Raw genomic sequence first — 17,524 nt, 5'->3', positions numbered from 1 at the left:
CGCAGGAGCGAGCTAGTGCTCCTGGGGCGCGGCGGGAGACTCGGCCATGAAGCCGTGGTCCACCTGGCCCGTCACCTCGTCGATGATTTCCACCTGCGCGGCTCGCAGTGAGTAGTAGAGGAGCCACCGCTCGGCCGCGGTCAGCGTGCCCGCGGGCAGGGCTTCCTCAATCTCCTGAACCGTGAGCCGCCCTTCCTTGAGCCCCTTCGCGAAGAGGGCCTTTCGGGCCACGTAGCTCTTGCCGATCCTGTTCTCCACGGCGACGCCTCCTTTCTTCCTAAGATAATTTCGCCCACCGGCCACCGCAGGACGTCACGGTGGCGGTGGGCCAAGGGACGGCCGGAGGGCAGGCGCCCTGCCGGCCCTTGCCTCAGGAATCGAGCTTTTCCGCGTGCTGCGTGGGTGGCGTCTGGTCGTCACCGCCGCCGACGTCCACCGGGTGGGCAGAGATGACCTGCCGGGCCTCGGGGTGCAGGAGGCCGCGCTGCGCCAGCACCTTGGGACCCAGAATCGTCGTCATGGTGTCCTCCTCCACCACCTCCACCGCCAGGAGCCGGGCCGCCAGTCCCTGCACCTTGTCCTTGTGGAGGGTGAGCACCTCGCGGGCCCGGTCGAGCGCCTCGCTGACGAGCTTGCGCACCTCCTCGTCAATCATCCGCGCCGTCTGCTCGGAGTAGCTGCGCGTTTCGGGCATGCCGGCCGAGCGAAGGAAGCCCGGTCCGTGTTCCGCGCTCAGGGCCACGGGGCCCAGCGTGCTCATGCCGTAGTCGCGCACCATCATCCGGGCCATCTCCGTGGCCTGGCGGATGTCGTTGGAGGCACCGGTGGAGATTTCCCCGATGAATATCTCCTCCGCCGCGCGGCCGCCCATCATCCCCGCCATCTTGTCGCGCAGCTCGTCCAGCGACATGAGGTAGCGGTCCTCCAGCGGCAGCGACATGGTGTAGCCCAGCGCCGCCAGGCCGCGCGGGATGATGGAGACCTTCGTCACCCGCTCCGCGTGAGGCATCATCCACCCCACCACCGCGTGGCCCGCTTCGTGGTGCGCGACGATTTCCTTCTCGCGCTCGTTCATCCGGCGGTTCTTCTTCTCCAGACCGGCGACGACGCGCTCGATGGCCTCCTCGAAGTCCGCCCGCATCACCGCGTCGCGGTTGCGGCGCGCGGCCAGCAGCGCGGCCTCGTTCACCACGTTGGCCAGGTCGGCGCCCGCGAAGCCCGGCGTGCGAGAGGCGATGGCCTTGAGGTCCACGTCCGCGCCCAGCTTCACGCCCTTGGCGTGAATCTCCAGCACCCGCTCGCGGCCCCGCTTGTCCGGACGGTCCACCAGCACCTGCCGGTCGAAGCGGCCCGGACGCATCAGCGCGCTGTCCAGGATCTCCGGGCGGTTCGTCGCCGCCAGGATGATGAGGCCGGCCCGGCTGTCGAAGCCGTCCATCTCCGCGAGGAGCTGGTTGAGCGTCTGCTCACGCTCGTCATGGCCACCCGCCACGCCCGAGTTGCGGCTCTTGCCAATGGCGTCCAGCTCGTCGATGAAGATGATGCACGGCGCCTTCGAGGTGGCCTGCGCGAACAAGTCTCGAACGCGCGCGGCACCCACGCCGACGAACATCTCCACGAACTCCGAACCGGACAGGCTGAAGAACGGCACGCCCGCCTCGCCGGCCACGGCCCGCGCCAGCAGCGTCTTGCCCGTGCCCGGAGGCCCCACCAGCAGCACGCCCTTGGGGATGCGCCCGCCCAGGCGGCGGAACTTCTCCGGCGTCTTGAGGAACTCGACGATTTCGCGCAGCTCGTCCACGGCCTCGTCCACGCCGGCCACGTCCTTGAAGCCCACGCCGGTGTCGGCCTCGGCCTGCACCTTGGCGCGCGTCTTCCCGAAGCTCATGACGCTCTGCGGGCCCTGCCCCATGCCGCCGGCCACCCGGCGCATCATGAAGCTCCAGAAGAGGAAGAAGAGGCCCAGCGGCAGCAGCCATATCCAGAGCGCCTCGCCCAGGCCGGACTGCGGCACCGCCTCGAACTGGATGCCCTTCTGCTCCAGCAGCGGCACCAGCCCTTCATCCCCAGCGACCCGGTAGGCCATCCACGGCAGGGCGCTGGGCTCACCCCGCAGCGTGCGCTCTCCGTCCTGCGGAGGCGGCGGCTGCGCGGTGTCCTTCAGGAAGCCCTTCACCCACTCATTGGAGATCTGGACCCGGCTGAAGTTGCCGGCTTCCACGCCGTCCCGGAACTGGCTGTAGCTGACCCGGCGGACACCCGCGTCCTGGAAGACATTGCGGAACAGCAAAAAGCCCAGGACGAGCAACAGGATGTAGCCCAACGGTGAGCCGAACTTGAAACCCTTCCCCGTTGGCGTTGGCTTGTCTGTCTTCTTTCCGCGTGGGCCCATCCCAGGCGGCAAATCCTGTGGCTTCATTGTCGGCACGCTCGACCCTCCCCCTCCCCCGCACACGCGGACACCGTGACCGCGAGGCGTCTTCCCTAGCGGGCCAAAGATGTTCACCGTTGCCATACCGTCAACCCGCCAGGCGGGCTTCACGGCAGGTGCGTGCGCTTGCGGCGAATCACCGACATCGGATCAACCACAGAGGTTGACCAGTGAACTCCGTGCCCAACAAATAGCCGTTGCCATCTTGCAAGTAGGTGATGGCCTCCGCCTGCGCCTGGCTCCCGCTCGGAACCTCGACGAGCTGTCCCTCCAGCAGGTCCTCCAGCCGCGCGGCCTTGGGGCGGCGCAGCTCGTAGGCCCGCGAATACGTCCGCACCAGGAGCCGCTCCCCCGAAGGATGCAGCGACGCGTCGGTGGTGGCCCGGTCCATCCCCAGGGGCGCCGTCAGCGTGCCCAGCTTCTTCGCCTGGATGGGCGCGCCCGCGTGCAAGCCATCCAGGGCGAAGACGTCTCCCAGCGAGTCCAGCGACTTGGAGATGACGGCCAGTCGGCCCGAGCGCGCGTCGATGATGACCGACTCCGCGTCCCGAGGGCCGCCTGGGTACATGAAGGGCAGCACCTCGACGGGCACCGTGGCGTCGGCCAGCGTCTCCGGCTCGGGCAGCCGGTACAGCCGCACCTGCTCACGGCGCGCGAAGTTGTCGCCAATGTCCGCCAGGTACACGCACGTGCGCGAGTCGCCCGGGGCGCAGGGCCCCACGGTGACGGCCTCCATGTCCCGGGGCTGGGCGCCCGTGAGCGCGAGCCGGGCGAGGACGGTGCCCTTGGCGTCCAGCGCGAACAGCTCGAAGGCGTTGCCGGAGTCGTTGTGGGCCCAGAAGGCCCCGGGATGGCGCTGGCTGGCCGCCAGGCCGGACAGCTCGGGCAGCACGTCCGGCACCTCACCGGTCTTCTCCGGCGCGCTGTACAGCGTGCACCCCGGCACGCCCTGTGCCGGAACCTGGTTCGTTGCCTCGTGCGGAGGCGCCGCGGGCGCGGGCTTGGAGCGCGAACATGCGCCCAGGACCCCCACCAGCAGCGCCAGGAGGAGGCGGCCCGGCACGTCAGCTATCCAGGTCCAGCAGCTTGGCCAACGTCTTCGCATCCGCGTCCGGGAAGCGGTAGTTCGACATCTCCTCCAGCGTCACCCAGCGGTGGTCGTGCACGCGCAGGTGCTGGATGTCGTCTCCGGGGCGCGACAGGCGGCAGTGGAAGACGCGGAAGTCGATGTCGTAGTTGGGATACTCGTGGTGTGTGTGCATGGCCTGCGCCAGCACATCCACGTCCACCCCCATCTCTTCCTGGATTTCCCGGGCAAGGGCCTCGGCGTCCTCCTCGCCCTCCTCCACCCGGCCACCGGGGAATTCCCACAGCAGGGGAAGTGACGCGGTGGGGGGGCGCTGGGTGATGAGGTAGCGCCCCTGCTCATTCTGGAGCATCGCACCGACGACACGAACCTGACGGCGGGCCATTCGCTTCTCCTCTTTCTGGCGGGACACCGGGGGGAGGGGCGAACTAACACAGCCCTTGCCCGGCGCCAATGCCGCAACCCCTGCCGACCAGCCTGTTCACGTCGGGACGTCCCGGCCACCCTCCCCCAGGGCCGCACACTGCCCGCCGACACGCGGGGGGCTTGCCCCGCCCACCCGGCCCCCGGACAGTGTTCGAGGTCATGCTCCTGCGCGCGAGCATGTGGTGAATTGGATGACGGGAGCGCAAGAAGGCGTCATGCTCCGCCCATGACGACGAGTCGCAGGGAAAGGGCCGAGGTGCTCGGAGCGGCACTGAAGGCCGCCCGCCAGGAGGCGGGGCTCGGCATGGAGGAGGTCGCCGAGCAACTGGAAATCCCCGTGGAGGTGCTGGCCCGGGTGGAACGGGGGGTCATGGTCCCGACCATTCCCACCCTGACGCGGCTGTGCGTGATTCTGAAGTTGGACCCGGACGCGCTCCCCGAGCTGCCGGAGATGAGTGACTGACGCCCGGGAGTGCCGCGAGCACTCCTCCCTGGCATGTGTCCAGGCTGGCGACCTGGGAGCGCCTTCCGTCCGCGCCGCGGACCCGCGATGCTGCCATCGCAGAACGCGCTCCTGACGGCCCACCCCGACACCCATGCGTTGCCCTCTCTGCCATCGACGCGTGGCCCATGGCTGTCCTCGCCACCCCGAGGCCGTGATTCGCGCGACGGGACTGCCTCCCGCGCCCCCCGAGCTTCCCGGCTATGAACCGGGCGCGCCCTTGGGGCGGGGCGGCTTCGGCCGGGTGTTCTCCGCCCGGCGCGAGGCCGACGGCCACGAGGTGGCCCTCAAGGTGCTGGAGCCCCTGGCCGGTGAGCGGCTGACCCGGGAGCTGGAGGCGCTGCGCCGCATCGGCCCCCCCGACGCCCCAGCGCTGCTGGGCGAGGCCACGACTCTCGCGGGCGAGCGCGTGGTCATCATGGAGCGCATCGAGGGGATGACGCTTGCCCGGCAGTTGGCGGAGCTGCCGGACTCGGGCGCCCTGCCCTGGACCGAGGCGCTCCCGCGACTGCGCGGCCTGGCGGAGGCGGTGGCCCGGGCCCATGCCGTGGACGTGGTCCACCGGGACCTCAAGCCGGAGAACGTCATGCTTTCGGGGGCCCGGGTGGTGCTCCTGGATTTCGGGCTGGCGCGCCTGTCGGCCCGTGACGATGCGGAAGCACCCCCCCCCAACCTGACGCGCACGGGGCAGCGGCTGGGGACGCATGAATACATGTCCCCCGAGCAGTGCCGGGACGCGCGGTACATCGATGCCCGCTCGGACCTGTACAGCCTGGGCGTCGTCGCGTTCGAGATGCTGTGCGGCCGGCCGCCCTTCGTTGGGGAGAGTGCCGCGGTGCTGCAGGCGCAGGTGTCACGCAGACCTCCGGCCTTGAGCACGCTGGCGCCATGGCCGGTGCCCGCCGCGCTGGATGCGGTGGTGCAACGGCTGCTGGCGAAGGCGCCCGAGGACCGGTTCGGCAGTGCGCGGGAGCTGGCACAGGCACTGGGCGAGCTTCAGGGGGCGGCGGACGTACTGGCGCGCACAGCGCCGGGGCCTGTTGGCGCGGTACTCGGCTCGGCGTCAACGGACGCGCCCAAGCCCCCACCCAGCGCGGAGAAGAGCGGCGCACAGGCGGAGACGCCGCCTATCACCGCACCGGGCCGCCCGCTCGACTCGGAGGCAATGGACGCGCGCGAGCCCTCGCCCGGCGCCGAGAAGAGTGGCTCACTGGCGGAAACACCTCCCACCACCGCACCGGGGAGCACGGTCGACTCGTCATCGACGGGCGCGCCCAGGCAGGCGCCCGAGGTGGCCTTGCTGGGCATTCGCGGTTCGGTTTCGGCTCCGGCCCTCCTCACCCACCTCGGAAACAGTGGCGCCACCCTCGCGCGCGTGGAGGCAGGCCTCGCGCTCTTCGCGTTTCCGCATGAAGCCTCCGTGGACGCCGGGCTGCGCGCGGCGCTCAAGGCCGTGGAGCTGTTAAGGCCCCACCTCCCCGGTGATGCCGCTCTCGCCATCCACTGCGCGCCGCTGCGAACCCGCGAGCGCCAGGGGCGGCTCACGCTCGGTGGCTCCGCGCTGGAACGCCCCGAGCGCTGGTGGCCCGCGCCCTCGCCCAATCAGCCCCAGGAGCACCTCCACCTGACCGCCGAGGCCCGCGCCCACGTGGGCGCACCGGCCACCGGCGCCACCCCCTCTCCGGATGTGCTTCCGCCCGAGGAGCTGCTCGGTCGCGACTCGGAACTGGCGTGGCTACGAGAAGGCCTGACGCGGGTGCAGGCACACGGCGCGCCCGTGCTGCGAACGCTGCTGGGAGAAGAAGGCCTCGGGAAGACACGGCTCCTCGCCACCTGGCGCAAGGAACTGACGTCCCACGCCGGCGTGGATGTGCTCGTCGTGGAGTCCCTGTCGGACGAGGGCAGCGCGAGCGAGAGCGGGCTGAGAAGCCTCATCTGCACCGTCCTGGGCCTGCCACAGCAGACATCCTCGGACGAAGCGCTCTATCGGCTGCTGGCGGACGCACAGCCCCCCGTGGAGGTGGCGACGGTGCATCCAGCGGCCCGGCGACAACACGTTGCCCGCGCCATCGCGGCGCACCTGGGGAGGTTGGCGAGTGCCCGGCCCCTCGTGCTGCTCGTGGACGACGCCCACGCGCTGGACCCCACCGCCCTCGATGCCCTGGAGCTGGCGACGCTCGCGGGCGAGGCCGCGCCGCTCTATGTGGTCCTCACCGGACGCCATCGGCTGCTGGGGATGCGGCCCTACCTGGGTGAACGGGCGCGGGACGCGGAACAGCTCGAACTGCCTCCGCTCTCGGATCGCGATGCTCGCGAGGTGTTGCGTCAGCTCCTCCGGCCCGTGGACCTGATTGCCGAAGGCGTGCTCCGCGAGCTCGTGGACCGCTGTGGCGGCTCCCCCCTGCGCATGCTGGAGACGGTGCGGGCCCTGCGGGGTGCGGGGGCCGTGCGCAGCCGTCCCGACGGTGGCGGCTATCTGGCGGCCGATGCGCTGAACGCGCTGGAGTCGGAACGGCCCGGCACGGATGAGCGGCTCGCGGAGCGCAGCCTCGCGGCGCTGCCCTCCGGACTGCGCGCACTTCTCCAGGTCGCGGCGCTGCTGGGCGATGACGTGCGACTGGAGGAGCTGTCCGCCACGCTCGCGCACCTGGACGCCAACACCTCGCTGGACCTGTCGATGGACGCGGGCGTCGCGATGGAGCGGCTGGCCCGGGCGGGCATGCTCGAGCCACGGGGCGCGCGGCGCTGGCGCTTCGAACACACCACGCTTCGAGAAGCGTATGCGGCCCTGCTGCCCACGCCGGTGAAACGCAGCATTGGCACCGCGGCCCTGCGAGCGCTGCCCGAAACGCCGACCGCGCGAAGGGCCCGGCTCGCGGAAGCCACGGGTGACCTGCGTCAGGCAGCGTCACTCCACGCGGTCCTGGCCGAGTCCGCCCGCCGCGCGCACCGGCTGTTGGAGTCGGAGCGGCACTACTCCGCCGCCCTGGCCCTGGTCTCTCGCGAGGACGACCTCATCCGGCTGGAGCTGCTCTCCGGACGAGGGCGCGTCCGATACAGGCTTCAGCGCATCGAAGACGCCGTCGAGGACCTTCGCGCCGCCAGGGCCTTGGCCGCGAGCCATCGGAACGTGGTGCGGGAAGCCGACCTGCTGCTGGAGGAAGCCACGGCGCTGGACTGGCAGGACGACGCCGCGGGCTCCACCGCGCTGCTGGAGCAGGCGCTGCTCTGTTTGAAAGATGCCGTGCCTCCAGAGCTGGAAGCACGCCATGCCCTGGCGCAGGCGCGCGTCTTCGTCCGTCGTGAAGACATCACCGGCGCCGTGCCCGCGCTGGAGCACGCGGTGGAGGCCGCGCGAACCGGCGCCGACACCGAAACCCAGGCCATTGCCTTGTCCATGCTGGGCGCGATGCTCGCGTGGACCGACCGGCTGGAAGAGGCCTCGAACCGCTTCGACGAAGCCATCACCCTCTGCGAACAGACCGGTGACACGCTGCACCTGGGCGTCGCGCTCAACAACCGGATGGTGTTGCACGTCCAGCGGAGGGACGCCTCCGGGGCGCGCGCGGACCTGGAGCGCGCGGTGTCCCTGGGGCGGGAGCTCGGCAACGTGCAGATTGAGCGGACCTCCGCCTTCAACCTCGCGTTGCTCCTCGGTTACCAGGGGCGCGCGGGTGAAGCGCTGCCCCTGGCGCGGCGTGCCGGCGTGCTGAGTCAGCGGTTCTTCCCCCGGTCCATGGCACAGGACGCCTTGCTGGTGGCCCGCCTGTGCTGCGAGCTGGACGACCTGCCAGAAGTCTCACGCCAGCTCGAATGGCTGGAAGAACCCGAGACGCGAGCCCGACTGTCGCCCCCTGACAGCCTGATGTGCTCGGTGGTCCGGCGCGTGGTGGACGAAGCCCGAGGCACCCTGCCCTACGCCGGAGACGCCTGGGCCCGGCTGGTCGACGCGTCGACGCAGGTGGCGACCCCCGACGAGCGGCTGGAGATTCTCGTCTGGGCGGCGCGCGCGGCCCGCGCGGCGGGGGACGTGGCGACGTTGCGAACCCGGGTGGAGGAAGTCGAAGCGACCGCGAAGGAGGCCCCGCTCTGGACGGACCGTGTCCGGGCGCTGGTGGAGGCCGCCTGAACGGCGTGGTAGCAGGAAGGGAGCGCCGCACGCAGACTGCACGGAGGCACGTCCCATGGCCGGTGGGTCCCCTCACAACCACGAAGTATCCCTGTACGGAGACGAGCTGGAACCCGGAGCGCTGGTCGGCGACTGGGTCATCGAATCCCGCGTCCACGCGGGCGTGAGCGCGTGGCTCTATCGCGCATCGCACCTCGCCACCCGAGCCCCCGCCGCGGTCAAGGTCGTCCGCGCCGAGTTCAACCACGTGCCAGGCGTCCTCCGGCGCTTCAAGCAGGAGGCGGACACGCTCCAGGCCTTGCACCATTCCCACATCGTGGAGGTGCTCGAATACGGAGAGCTTCGCGACGGGCGGCCCTGGTTGGCGATGGCGTGGTTGGAGGGAGAGAGCGTGGACCGGTGGCTCGCGCGCCAGGGCCCCTTCTCCCTGGCGGAGGCCCTCACGGTGATGGAGGAGCTGGGCGCCGCGCTCCACTTCGCCCACGCGCAGGGCGTCCTGCACCGGGACCTCAAGGCCCAGAACGTGATGCTCATCCCTCGCGCCGAGGGCTTCACCGTGAAGCTGGTGGACTTCGGCATCGCCCACGTCGACCCGCCGGAGGGGCTCACCGGGTTGACGACGGGCGGCGCGGTGCTCGGAACGCCCGTGTCGATGGCGCCCGAGCAGATTCGTGGACTCGACGTGGACGCCCGCACGGACCTGTATGCGATGGGCGTGCTCTTCTACCAACTCCTCACGGGCGCGCTCCCGTTCCAGGGCACCAGCGCGGTGGAAGTGGAGGAACAGCATCTCCACGCGCCCGCGCCGCGCCTCGCGGGACGGGTGCAAGCTCCACCGGCCTTGGACGGCGTGCTCCAACGGTGTCTCGCGAAGACGCGCGACGAACGCTGGCTGGACGTGCCCACGTTCCTGGAGGCCCTCCGCTCGGCGCTCACCCAGGACACCCAGTCACGCTGGGCCGCGGCCCTCTACGTGGATGTGCGGTTCCCCGAAGCCGTGGACGAGCCGACCGACGCGGACCTGGATGCCCGGGACGCCGCGCTGGAGACAGCCCTCACGGTGTTGGCCTCGCAAGGGTGGATGCTCGCGATGGAGGGCGGCAACGCCGTGCTCGCCTGGCGGCACTGGCCCTCCGAGCCCCCGCCACGGGAACTGGAACACACGCGGCACCTGGCGGACGCGGTCCTTCACGAGGCCCGCGAGGCCGCGGGCCACGCCGTGGAGGTCCGCGTCTATGTCCATGCGGCGCCCAGCGAACTCGGCACCGACTCCGACGGCAAGCCGCGGCTCGTGAGCGGCGACTTGCTTCAGTGGGAGCGCTGGGCGGTGAATGGCGCCTCGGGGGAGCTTCGCGTGTCGGCGGCGTTCCCCTCGCGCTGACTAGGTCCGCATCCGGTGCCGGCGCAGCAGCCGGTACAGGTACACGCGGTCGATGTCCGCGGCGGCGGCGGCCTGCGACACCTTGCCCCCGTGCAGCTTGATGAGCGCGTCCAGGTATTCGCGCTCGAACACCTCCAGCGCGCGGCGGCGGGCCTCGGCGTAGGGCTGCTTGGGGTCCACGAGGCTGCGGAGCACGGCCTGCGCGCTCACCTCGTCGGCGTCCGGGGGCATCGTGTCCTGGAAGACGAGGCAGCGCTCCAGGTGGTTGCGCAGCTCGCGCACATTCCCAGGCCAGGCGGCCCGCTGGAGCTGGGCGATGAACTCGGGCGCGGCGAAGACGGAGGCCTGCTCGGCGCCCGCGCCCAGCCGCGACAGGATGCGCTCGGCGATGAGCGGGATGTCCTCGGGCCGCTCACGCAGCGCGGGGATGATGATGCGCACCACCGCGAGCCGGAAGAACAAGTCGGGACGGAAGCGGGCGACGTTGACCTCGGCGCGGAGGTCGCGATGCGTGGCGGCGATGACGCGCACGTTGACGGACTGGTAGCCGTTGGCGCCCAGCCTGCGAATCTCCTTGTTCTCCAGGACGCGCAGCAACTTCGGCTGAAGCTCGGGCGGCAGCTCGCCAATCTCGTCGAGGAAGATGGTGCCGCCGTCGGCCTCCTCGAAGGCCCCGATGCGCCGCTGGAGGGCGCCGGTGAAGGACCCCTTCTCGTGGCCGAACAGCTCACTCTCCAGCAGGTTGCCTGGAATGGCGCCACAGTCCACCGTCAGGAACGGCCCCGACGCACGGGTGCTGGCTTGATGGATGGCGTAGGCCGCGCGGCTCTTGCCGGTCCCCGTCTCCCCTTCGAGCAGCACCGTGGCGTCGCTCGCGGCGGCGCGCTCCATCAGTGCGAAGCTGCTCCGCGCGACGGCGGAAGAGCCGACGAGGTCACCGAACGTCGTGCGGTCGGAGATGAGGAGGCGGTTGCTCTCCGGGCTGAAGTCGAACCGGACGCTGACGCGTCCCAGGCGCAGGATGCTGCCGCCGCGCAGATACGCGTCCCGCACGTGGACGCCATCGAGGATGGTCCCATTGCGGCTGTCCAGGTCCTTCAACCGAGCCCCGTCCTGGTCGACCTTCACCTCGCAGTGAAAGCGCGAGACGGTGGGCTCCTCGACGACGAAGTCGTTGAGCCCGTGGGAGCCGATGGAACACGAATCCACGTTGGACTCTTTGGCTTGTCCCGGCTGCGGGCCTTCCAGGACGGTGAGACGGAAGCGGCGGACAGCGCCGCCAGCCCCCGGCCGTGCTGTTCCCGTGGGCCGTGTCTGCTGAACACCCTCAGCCCCCTCGGCGGTCGGGCCACTTCCCTGCGGTCGCTCGGAGTGACTCATCAGCGGCTGACGCTACCACCGTGCGCTAGCCAAGGCGCCATTCGGCGATGAAGTCGGGCCCGGTGGCGGTGTCCGTCAGCCGGGCATGGGCCTCGGGCCGCTCGTCTCCGGTCCACAACCCCACCAGGTCGCCCAGCAGCCAGTGCGACAGCGGACGTGCCACGCGCTGTATTGCTTCGCGCGTCACGCCCGACAGGGAGCGCTGGGATTCCATCAGGGCGCGCACCGTCCGGGAGGGCACCACCCAGCACTCCGCACGAGGAAACGGGGGTGCGAGGAACAGGCAGAACGCGGAATCGGTCCGCAACAATTGTGCATCCAGAAGCTCACGTCCGAGCTTGAACGCCGGAAGCCACTGGCCCTCCCCACGCTGCTCCAGCTTCACCACTTGCAGCGAGACGACACGCCGCGTGCGGAGGAAGTCTCCCACGGCGACGTCCACGACGAAGGCCACTTCCACCCCGGTACGCACGGGCCCCTGCTCGAGCGAGACGGGCGCCGGCTCCTCGGAAATTGAGACATTCGGCTCCGAGACATCTGGCTCGGAAACGGCAAGCGCCTCAGCCGCCAGCACGACCGGCACTGAAACAGCGGGCAGTGGTTCGACGGGCGCGGGCATCCGGCGCCGGACCGACAGCGTCAGCTCACGGGGCGTCGCCTGTCCCTGAGACATCAACGCGGACAGGTCCGCCTTCACGCGCTCCATCTCCGCGGCGAGCCCCTCCAGCAGCCCTGCCGCCAGCGACTCCGGGGCCTCCCGGAAGCGCGCGGGATACCCCGCGGAGAACTCAGCCTCGACACGGGCGAGCGCCCCCAGCAGCGCCTCCTCCAAATCCCTGTCGCGGAGCCACGTCCGGCCCCCCAGCGGAACCGCCCGCGTCACGTGCAGATGACGCAGCGCCTCCGTCAGCGTCGCGGCCCCCGCGCCTAGCGTGGGCTCCCGCTGCGCTCCCGGCTTCTCCTTGCCGCCCTCACCTTGCAGCCAGGACTGCAGCGTCCGCACCCGCAAACGGACACGCGAGGAAGGATGGTCCTTCAACCGCCGAACCTGACGCCGGTCCGTCGCGGTGCGGACGAGCGCCAGCACCGTGAGCTCCGCCTCGGACGATGCGGCATCCGGCGCGCACCACAGGAAGAACTCGATGCCCGCCTTGCGAAGCATGGGCTTCTTGCCCACGCGCTCGGAGACCTCGTGCCGCCACGCGGCCAGTTCATCCAGCCCTGGCCGCACACCGCCTGGAAGGAAGCGCGGCCAGAGTTCGGCGCACTCCTCCGCGAGCCATTGAAGCTGCTCAAAGCCCGGAGCGCCCGGCCGCAGCTTCGACAGCGCGCGCTTTCGCCGCTCGAACGCATCCGGCACGCCCTGGCGCACCGCCGCGCGGAACAACCGCTCCTCCAACCACAGCAACGTGAGCACGAGCCCCGGCTCGCCCTTGCGAAGCGTGGCCTGACAGTGGTCGAGCACGAAGCGCACCGGCCGAAGGTCCGCCGCCGCGCCAAAGTCCCCGCCCACGAGCGCGCCCAGCGCCCCACGGAGCCCATCCACGGGCGGCGCATCGAAACGCGCCAGCAGCTCACAGAGGTTCTCCACCACCTCGGGAGGCCCGCCCACTTCAAGCGTCCGCGACAGCAGCAGCCCCGCCCTCGCGCACCAATCCGGCTCCTTCCGACCCGCCGGATAACACGCCAGGAAGCCGCTCATCCCTCCGCGGCCATCGGGCGAGGTCGCCAGGGCGAAGAGCCGCTCGGCCAGCATCTCCGAGGCCTCCTTCCACGGCAGCCGAGAGGCCCGCGTCCGGATGAACTCGGCCAGCCGGTCCCGGCCGTCCGCCGCCGTCGCGGGCATCAGCGCACGCAGTTGCTCCAGCAAGGCCACGGACCGCGCCCCGGTCCCCAACACCTGCCGGAGGTCCACCTCCACCGCGCCATGGAAGCGAAGGGCCCGGCCATCGAACGTGCACGGCGCGTCCCCCACCAGCGCACGCAGCGACTCCGGGTGGCGCTTGAGAATGCGCGTCAACACCGTGGTGACCGTGGCCTCTGTCTCACGCCGCACGCGCGCGACAACCTCCGCGTCGCTCGCCTCGAGCAGCGCGGCCAGCAGCACCTCCTGACGCCACTTCAGTCTCGGCAGCAGCCCCTGGGGCGGCGCCGCGTAGGGCCACAGCAACTCACTGCACGAGGACAACAGGAACAGCAGCTCCGCGGGCGTCCGGTCGCCAGCGTCCATGCGGCTCCACGCCGCCGCCTGCGCCAGGGTGCGTTCATCCAGCGTGGCACCGCGCACCCAGCCCGCGAAGGACTCGCGCCATTGCGCGGACGCGTCCAACGCCTCCGCCACGGGAGTGCCTGTCACCGTTTCGTAGAGCGGGCGGAGCGACTCCGGCCACCCCGTCTCACTGACCGGCTGCATGTTCGCTCACGCCACCGCGCCCGCGGGCAGGGAGCGTGTCTCCGCCACGGGGGTGATGCTGATGACCACCGACTTGGAGGTCGGCGTGCGGCTCTTCTCCGCGAAGCTGTTCACGGGAATCAGCACGTTGGCCTCTGGGAAATACGTGGCCGCACACCCTTTCGGGATGTTGTACGGCACCACGCGGAAGGCCCGCGCCAGCCGCGTCTCGCCCTCGAAGTGGCTGCGCAAATCCACGAGCTGATCCGCCGACAGCCCCAACGCCTTCATGTCCGAAGGATGCAGCAACACCACGCGCCGGCCATTGCGAATGCCCCGGTAGCGGTCATCCAGCCCGTACACCGTGGTGTTGAACTGGTCGTGCGTCCGAATCGTCATCATCAGGAGCTGCCCGGGCTCCAGCGGGATTCGCGGCAGCCCATGCACCGTGAAGTGCGCCTTGCCGCTGGCGGTGGTGAAGCGGCCCTCGCGCGGGCCGTTCGGCAGGGCGAAGCCTCCCGGCTCGCGCACGCGGCGGTTGAAGTCGTCGAAGCCGGGAATCACGCGGGCGATGCGCTCGCGGATGCGGTCGTAGTCCTCGGTCAGCAGCAGCCACGGCACGCTCGAACGCGCCCCCAGCACCGCCGAGGCGAGCCGCGCGACGATGACGGGCTCGCTGAGCAGGTGCTCCGACGCGGGCGCCACCGAGCCCCGCGAGGTCGACACCACGCCCATGGAGTTCTCCACCGTGACGAACTGGGTCCCCGCGGCCTGGACGTCGTGCTCGGTGCGTCCCAGGCACGGAAGGATGAGGGCCCGCCGTCCGTGCACCAGGTGCGCGCGGTTGAGCTTGGTGGACACGTGCGCGGTGAGGCGCGTGCGGCGCAGGGCCTCGGCGGTGAACTCCGTGTCCGGCGTGGCGGAGAGGAAGTTCCCTCCGAGCGCGAAGAACACCTTCACGCGCCCGTCGTGCATCGCCTTCAGCGTCTCCACCACGTCCATGCCGTGATGCCGCGGCGGCTTGAAGCCGAACTCCCGCTCCAACGAGGCCAGGAGCGCCGCGGGCGGCTTCTCCCAGATGCCCATGGTGCGGTCGCCTTGCACGTTGCTGTGGCCACGGACCGGGCACAGCCCCGCGCCCGGCTTGCCGATGCCGCCGCGCAGGAGCGCCAGGTTGACGATCTCCTGGATGCACGCCACGCCGTTGCGGTGCTGGGTCAGCCCCATGGCCCAGCAGAAGATGGTGCGCTCGGAGCGCGCGAGCAGCTCCGCCGCCTCGACAATCCGCGCGCGAGGCACGCCGCTGCCCTCCTCCACGTCCTCCCAGTTCACCGCGCGCATGTGGGCCGCGTAGGCGTCGAAGCCCAGCGTCTTGTCCTCGATGAAGGCCTTGGCCACCACCGAGCCAGGACGGGCGTCCTCCATCTCGAACAGCGCCTTGCCCAGGCCCTGGAGCAGCGCCGCGTCTCCGTTGATGCGAACCTGGAGGAACAGCGTATTCAGCGCCGTGCCAGGACCGATGAGGTGCAGCACGTCCTGCGGGTGCTTGAAGCGATTGAGGCCCGTCTCCGGCAACGGGTTGATGCTGACAATCTGGCAGCCCCGGCGCGCGGCGGACTCCAGCGAGGACAGCATGCGCGGGTGGTTGGTGCCCGGATTCTGGCCGATGACGAAGATGGCGTCGGCCTTGTCGAAGTCCTCCAACGTGACGGTGCCCTTGCCAATGCCCACTGTCTCATTGAGGGCGGAGCCACTGGACTCGTGGCACATGTTGGAGCAGTCCGGCAGGTTGTTGGTGCCGAACTGCCGCACGAAGAGCTGGTACAGGAACGCGGCTTCGTTGCTGGTCCGGCCCGACGTGTAGAAGCTCGCGGCGTGCGGTGAGTCGAGCGAGTTCAGCTCCTCCGCCACCAGCGCGAAGGCGTCGTCCCAGGAGAGGGGCTCGTAATGCGTGGCGCCCTCGCGGAGCACCATGGGCTGCGTGAGCCGACCCTGCTTGCCCAGCCAGTGGTCCGTCTGGAGGGACAGCTCGGCCACGCTCCACTGGCGGAAGAACTCCGGCGTCACGCGCGCGGACATCGCCTCTTCCGCCACGGCCTTGGCGCCATTCTCACAGAACTCCGCCATGGAGCGGTGTCCCGGATCCGGCCACGCGCAGCCGGGGCAGTCGAAGCCTTCCTTCTGGTTGACCTTGAGCAACAGCCGCGTGCCGCGCACCACGTCCATCTCACCGTAGACGTGCCGCATGGCCGACACGACAGCCGGGATTCCCCCCGCCACCGTCGCGATGGGCCCCACGGACGGTCCGCGCGCCTCTTCCGGAGGCTGGGCGCTGGGCGTCACCTTCGCGAGGCCCGAAGCCACTTCGGCCTCGGCTCCCTCCGCGTTCCGGCTCCCATCATCCATGGCACGTCCTCCTGGCGGCTGACGGCCGGTTGACCGGCCGATCGCGACGCCCCGGACTCTACCGCGCTCCGGGCGCGCGGGAACGCTCATGGAACGCCTGGAACCCCGTTGGAGGTCCACCCAGGGTGCCTGCTTCGCCAGACGCCTCCGCGCCCGGCCGGACTCCAGGCGGGAGCGGGCCGCGTTGCCGAGTCCGCACGCGGTCCCGAACGTCCAGGGACGGGCCAGGAGCGCCAGGGCACACACCCGACGAGAGGAGGCCATTCGATGAGCGGCAGACGCGACGACGACGCGCGGTGGGCAGACAGGGAGCGGGCCAGGGCCTCCGAACGGGACGAGCGCCGGGGTGCGCCGGACGCGGAGGATGGCTGGCAGCCACGCGGCTTCGACAGTGAGCGGTACTTCCACGCCGCGGCCAGGGAGCGGGACGAGCGCGACTACCAACGCGACCTCGATTATGGCCGCGCCGCGCGTGCCCTGAACCATGCCCGGGAGTACGGCCGTGACTTCGACCTGGACCGGGAGCTCGACCGCCGCGCTCGGGAGTTCGACCCGGAGCGCATCGCCCGGCAGCCCGGCTACAGCCCCAGCGGCACGTTCCGGGATGTGGGCGAAGGCGAGCATCGGGACGACCGCCGGGCGGGAAGCTCCCACGGCGGCCCTGGCCAGGGCTGGCGCCGCCGACGGGAGGACATGGGCGGCCACGGGCCCCAGGGCCGGAGCACCGGGGGTGGCACCTCTGATGACCGGGGAGCAGAGGCCCCCGAGAGCGTCGCGGCCGGGAGGGCGGCCTTCCGGACCGGGGCCGGCCATGGCGAGGCGCTGGACGCATGGCCGAAACCGACGTGCGCTACGGCGGCACCCAGCCCGCGGGGCATGGGCCCGGCGTGGAGAACATGGCGCCGCCGTGGGACGGCTACGCCACCAGCCGCTCACGGCCCGAGGACCATGAGCTGGGGCACGGCGGCTTCGCGGCGGGTGGACGGGAGCGACGTGGCGAGAGGCCTCGTGGCAAGGCGCCCCGGGGCTATCAACGCTCCAGTGAGCGCATCCTCTCGGACCTCTGTGACGGGCTGATGCGGAGCTGGGTGGACGCCGAGGACGTGGACATCCGCGTGCGCGACGGCGTGGTGCTGCTCAGCGGCGTGGTGCGCAGCGCGGACGAACGGCAGGCCACCGAGGCCCTGGCCCACGAGGTGCTCGGCGTGAAGGAGGTCATCAACGACATTCGCGTCCAACGCGACGAGGGCATCATGGCCCTACCCTCCTCGCGCAGGCCGGTCCAGGCTTTCGGAGAGGACGAGGCCGACGACGACACGCTGCATTCGTAAGGCGACGAACGCGACGCGGCGCGACGGAGACATCGTGGTGGCCCGGAAGCGCGCGGCTT

General features: G+C 70.8%; 11 protein-coding genes. 4 read left to right on the top strand and 7 right to left on the bottom strand.

The annotated features are described in order from the left end of the window. Positions 1-12: 12 nt before the first annotated feature. The 4 genes from A176_RS12390 to A176_RS12375 form a co-directional block, all read right to left on the bottom strand. Positions 13-258, bottom strand: a complete 246-nt coding sequence (locus tag A176_RS12390; protein ID WP_002638620.1) for an RNA polymerase sigma factor region1.1 domain-containing protein — start codon at positions 256-258, stop codon at positions 13-15. A 112-nt stretch (positions 259-370) separates the two neighbouring features. After that, on the bottom strand, positions 371-2,392 hold the full coding sequence (gene ftsH, locus A176_RS12385; RefSeq protein ID WP_002638621.1) for an ATP-dependent zinc metalloprotease FtsH: 2,022 nt from the start codon (positions 2,390-2,392) through the stop codon (positions 371-373). 175 nt (positions 2,393-2,567) lie between these two features. Beyond that, the gene (locus A176_RS12380) at positions 2,568-3,494 is read right to left on the bottom strand and encodes a hypothetical protein (RefSeq protein WP_002638622.1); all 927 of its coding nucleotides are present in this window, start codon (positions 3,492-3,494) and stop codon (positions 2,568-2,570) included. Between the two features lies 1 nt (position 3,495). Then, complete coding sequence (locus A176_RS12375) at positions 3,496-3,903, bottom strand: (deoxy)nucleoside triphosphate pyrophosphohydrolase (RefSeq protein WP_002638623.1); 408 nt, start codon at positions 3,901-3,903, stop codon at positions 3,496-3,498. 267 nt (positions 3,904-4,170) lie between these two features. Here A176_RS12375 and A176_RS12370 point away from each other — a divergent pair, with 267 nt between their 5' ends. The 3 genes from A176_RS12370 to A176_RS12360 all read left to right on the top strand — a co-directional run bounded on the left by A176_RS12370 (position 4,171) and on the right by A176_RS12360 (position 9,956). Then, positions 4,171-4,407, top strand: coding sequence for a helix-turn-helix domain-containing protein (locus tag A176_RS12370; RefSeq protein WP_201962172.1), 237 nt, complete (start codon positions 4,171-4,173; stop codon positions 4,405-4,407). Between the two features lie 193 nt (positions 4,408-4,600). Then, on the top strand, positions 4,601-8,575 hold the full coding sequence (locus tag A176_RS12365; protein ID WP_002638625.1) for a serine/threonine-protein kinase: 3,975 nt from the start codon (positions 4,601-4,603) through the stop codon (positions 8,573-8,575). Between the two features lie 55 nt (positions 8,576-8,630). Further along, complete coding sequence (locus tag A176_RS12360) at positions 8,631-9,956, top strand: serine/threonine-protein kinase (protein ID WP_002638626.1); 1,326 nt, start codon at positions 8,631-8,633, stop codon at positions 9,954-9,956. Here the strand turns inward: A176_RS12360 and A176_RS12355 are convergent, their stop codons facing one another. From A176_RS12355 to A176_RS12345, 3 genes are read right to left on the bottom strand one after another with little or no spacing between them, the layout of a single operon-like run. Then, positions 9,957-11,336 (bottom strand): sigma 54-interacting transcriptional regulator, encoded by a 1,380-nt coding sequence (locus tag A176_RS12355; RefSeq protein ID WP_044889089.1) that lies wholly within the window; start codon positions 11,334-11,336, stop codon positions 9,957-9,959. Between the two features lie 25 nt (positions 11,337-11,361). After that, positions 11,362-13,749, bottom strand: a complete 2,388-nt coding sequence (locus A176_RS12350; protein WP_002638628.1) for a hypothetical protein — start codon at positions 13,747-13,749, stop codon at positions 11,362-11,364. A 6-nt stretch (positions 13,750-13,755) separates the two neighbouring features. Continuing rightward, positions 13,756-16,134, bottom strand: a complete 2,379-nt coding sequence (locus A176_RS12345; protein ID WP_002638629.1) for an FdhF/YdeP family oxidoreductase — start codon at positions 16,132-16,134, stop codon at positions 13,756-13,758. An 830-nt stretch (positions 16,135-16,964) separates the two neighbouring features. Here A176_RS12345 and A176_RS39895 point away from each other — a divergent pair. Then, positions 16,965-17,465, top strand: a complete 501-nt coding sequence (locus A176_RS39895) for a BON domain-containing protein (protein ID WP_049872282.1) — start codon at positions 16,965-16,967, stop codon at positions 17,463-17,465. Positions 17,466-17,524 lie beyond the last annotated feature (59 nt).

Origin of the sequence: Myxococcus hansupus (genome assembly GCF_000280925.3) — a bacterium.
GTDB lineage: Bacteria > Myxococcota > Myxococcia > Myxococcales > Myxococcaceae > Myxococcus > Myxococcus hansupus.
Note: the sequence above shows the minus strand (reverse complement) of the source record. Positions and strands in the feature narration are given on the sequence as shown.

Coding starts and splice junctions, on each gene's coding strand:
- ftsH (WP_002638621.1), bottom strand. CDS start 2,392: ATGGGCCCACGCGGAAAGAAGACAGACAAGCCAACGCCAACGGGGAAG.
- A176_RS12375 (WP_002638623.1), bottom strand. CDS start 3,903: ATGGCCCGCCGTCAGGTTCGTGTCGTCGGTGCGATGCTCCAGAATGAG.
- A176_RS12370 (WP_201962172.1), top strand. CDS start 4,171: ATGACGACGAGTCGCAGGGAAAGGGCCGAGGTGCTCGGAGCGGCACTG.
- A176_RS12360 (WP_002638626.1), top strand. CDS start 8,631: ATGGCCGGTGGGTCCCCTCACAACCACGAAGTATCCCTGTACGGAGAC.
- A176_RS12355 (WP_044889089.1), bottom strand. CDS start 11,336: ATGAGTCACTCCGAGCGACCGCAGGGAAGTGGCCCGACCGCCGAGGGG.
- A176_RS12350 (WP_002638628.1), bottom strand. CDS start 13,749: ATGCAGCCGGTCAGTGAGACGGGGTGGCCGGAGTCGCTCCGCCCGCTC.
- A176_RS12345 (WP_002638629.1), bottom strand. CDS start 16,134: ATGGATGATGGGAGCCGGAACGCGGAGGGAGCCGAGGCCGAAGTGGCT.
- A176_RS39895 (WP_049872282.1), top strand. CDS start 16,965: ATGGCCGAAACCGACGTGCGCTACGGCGGCACCCAGCCCGCGGGGCAT.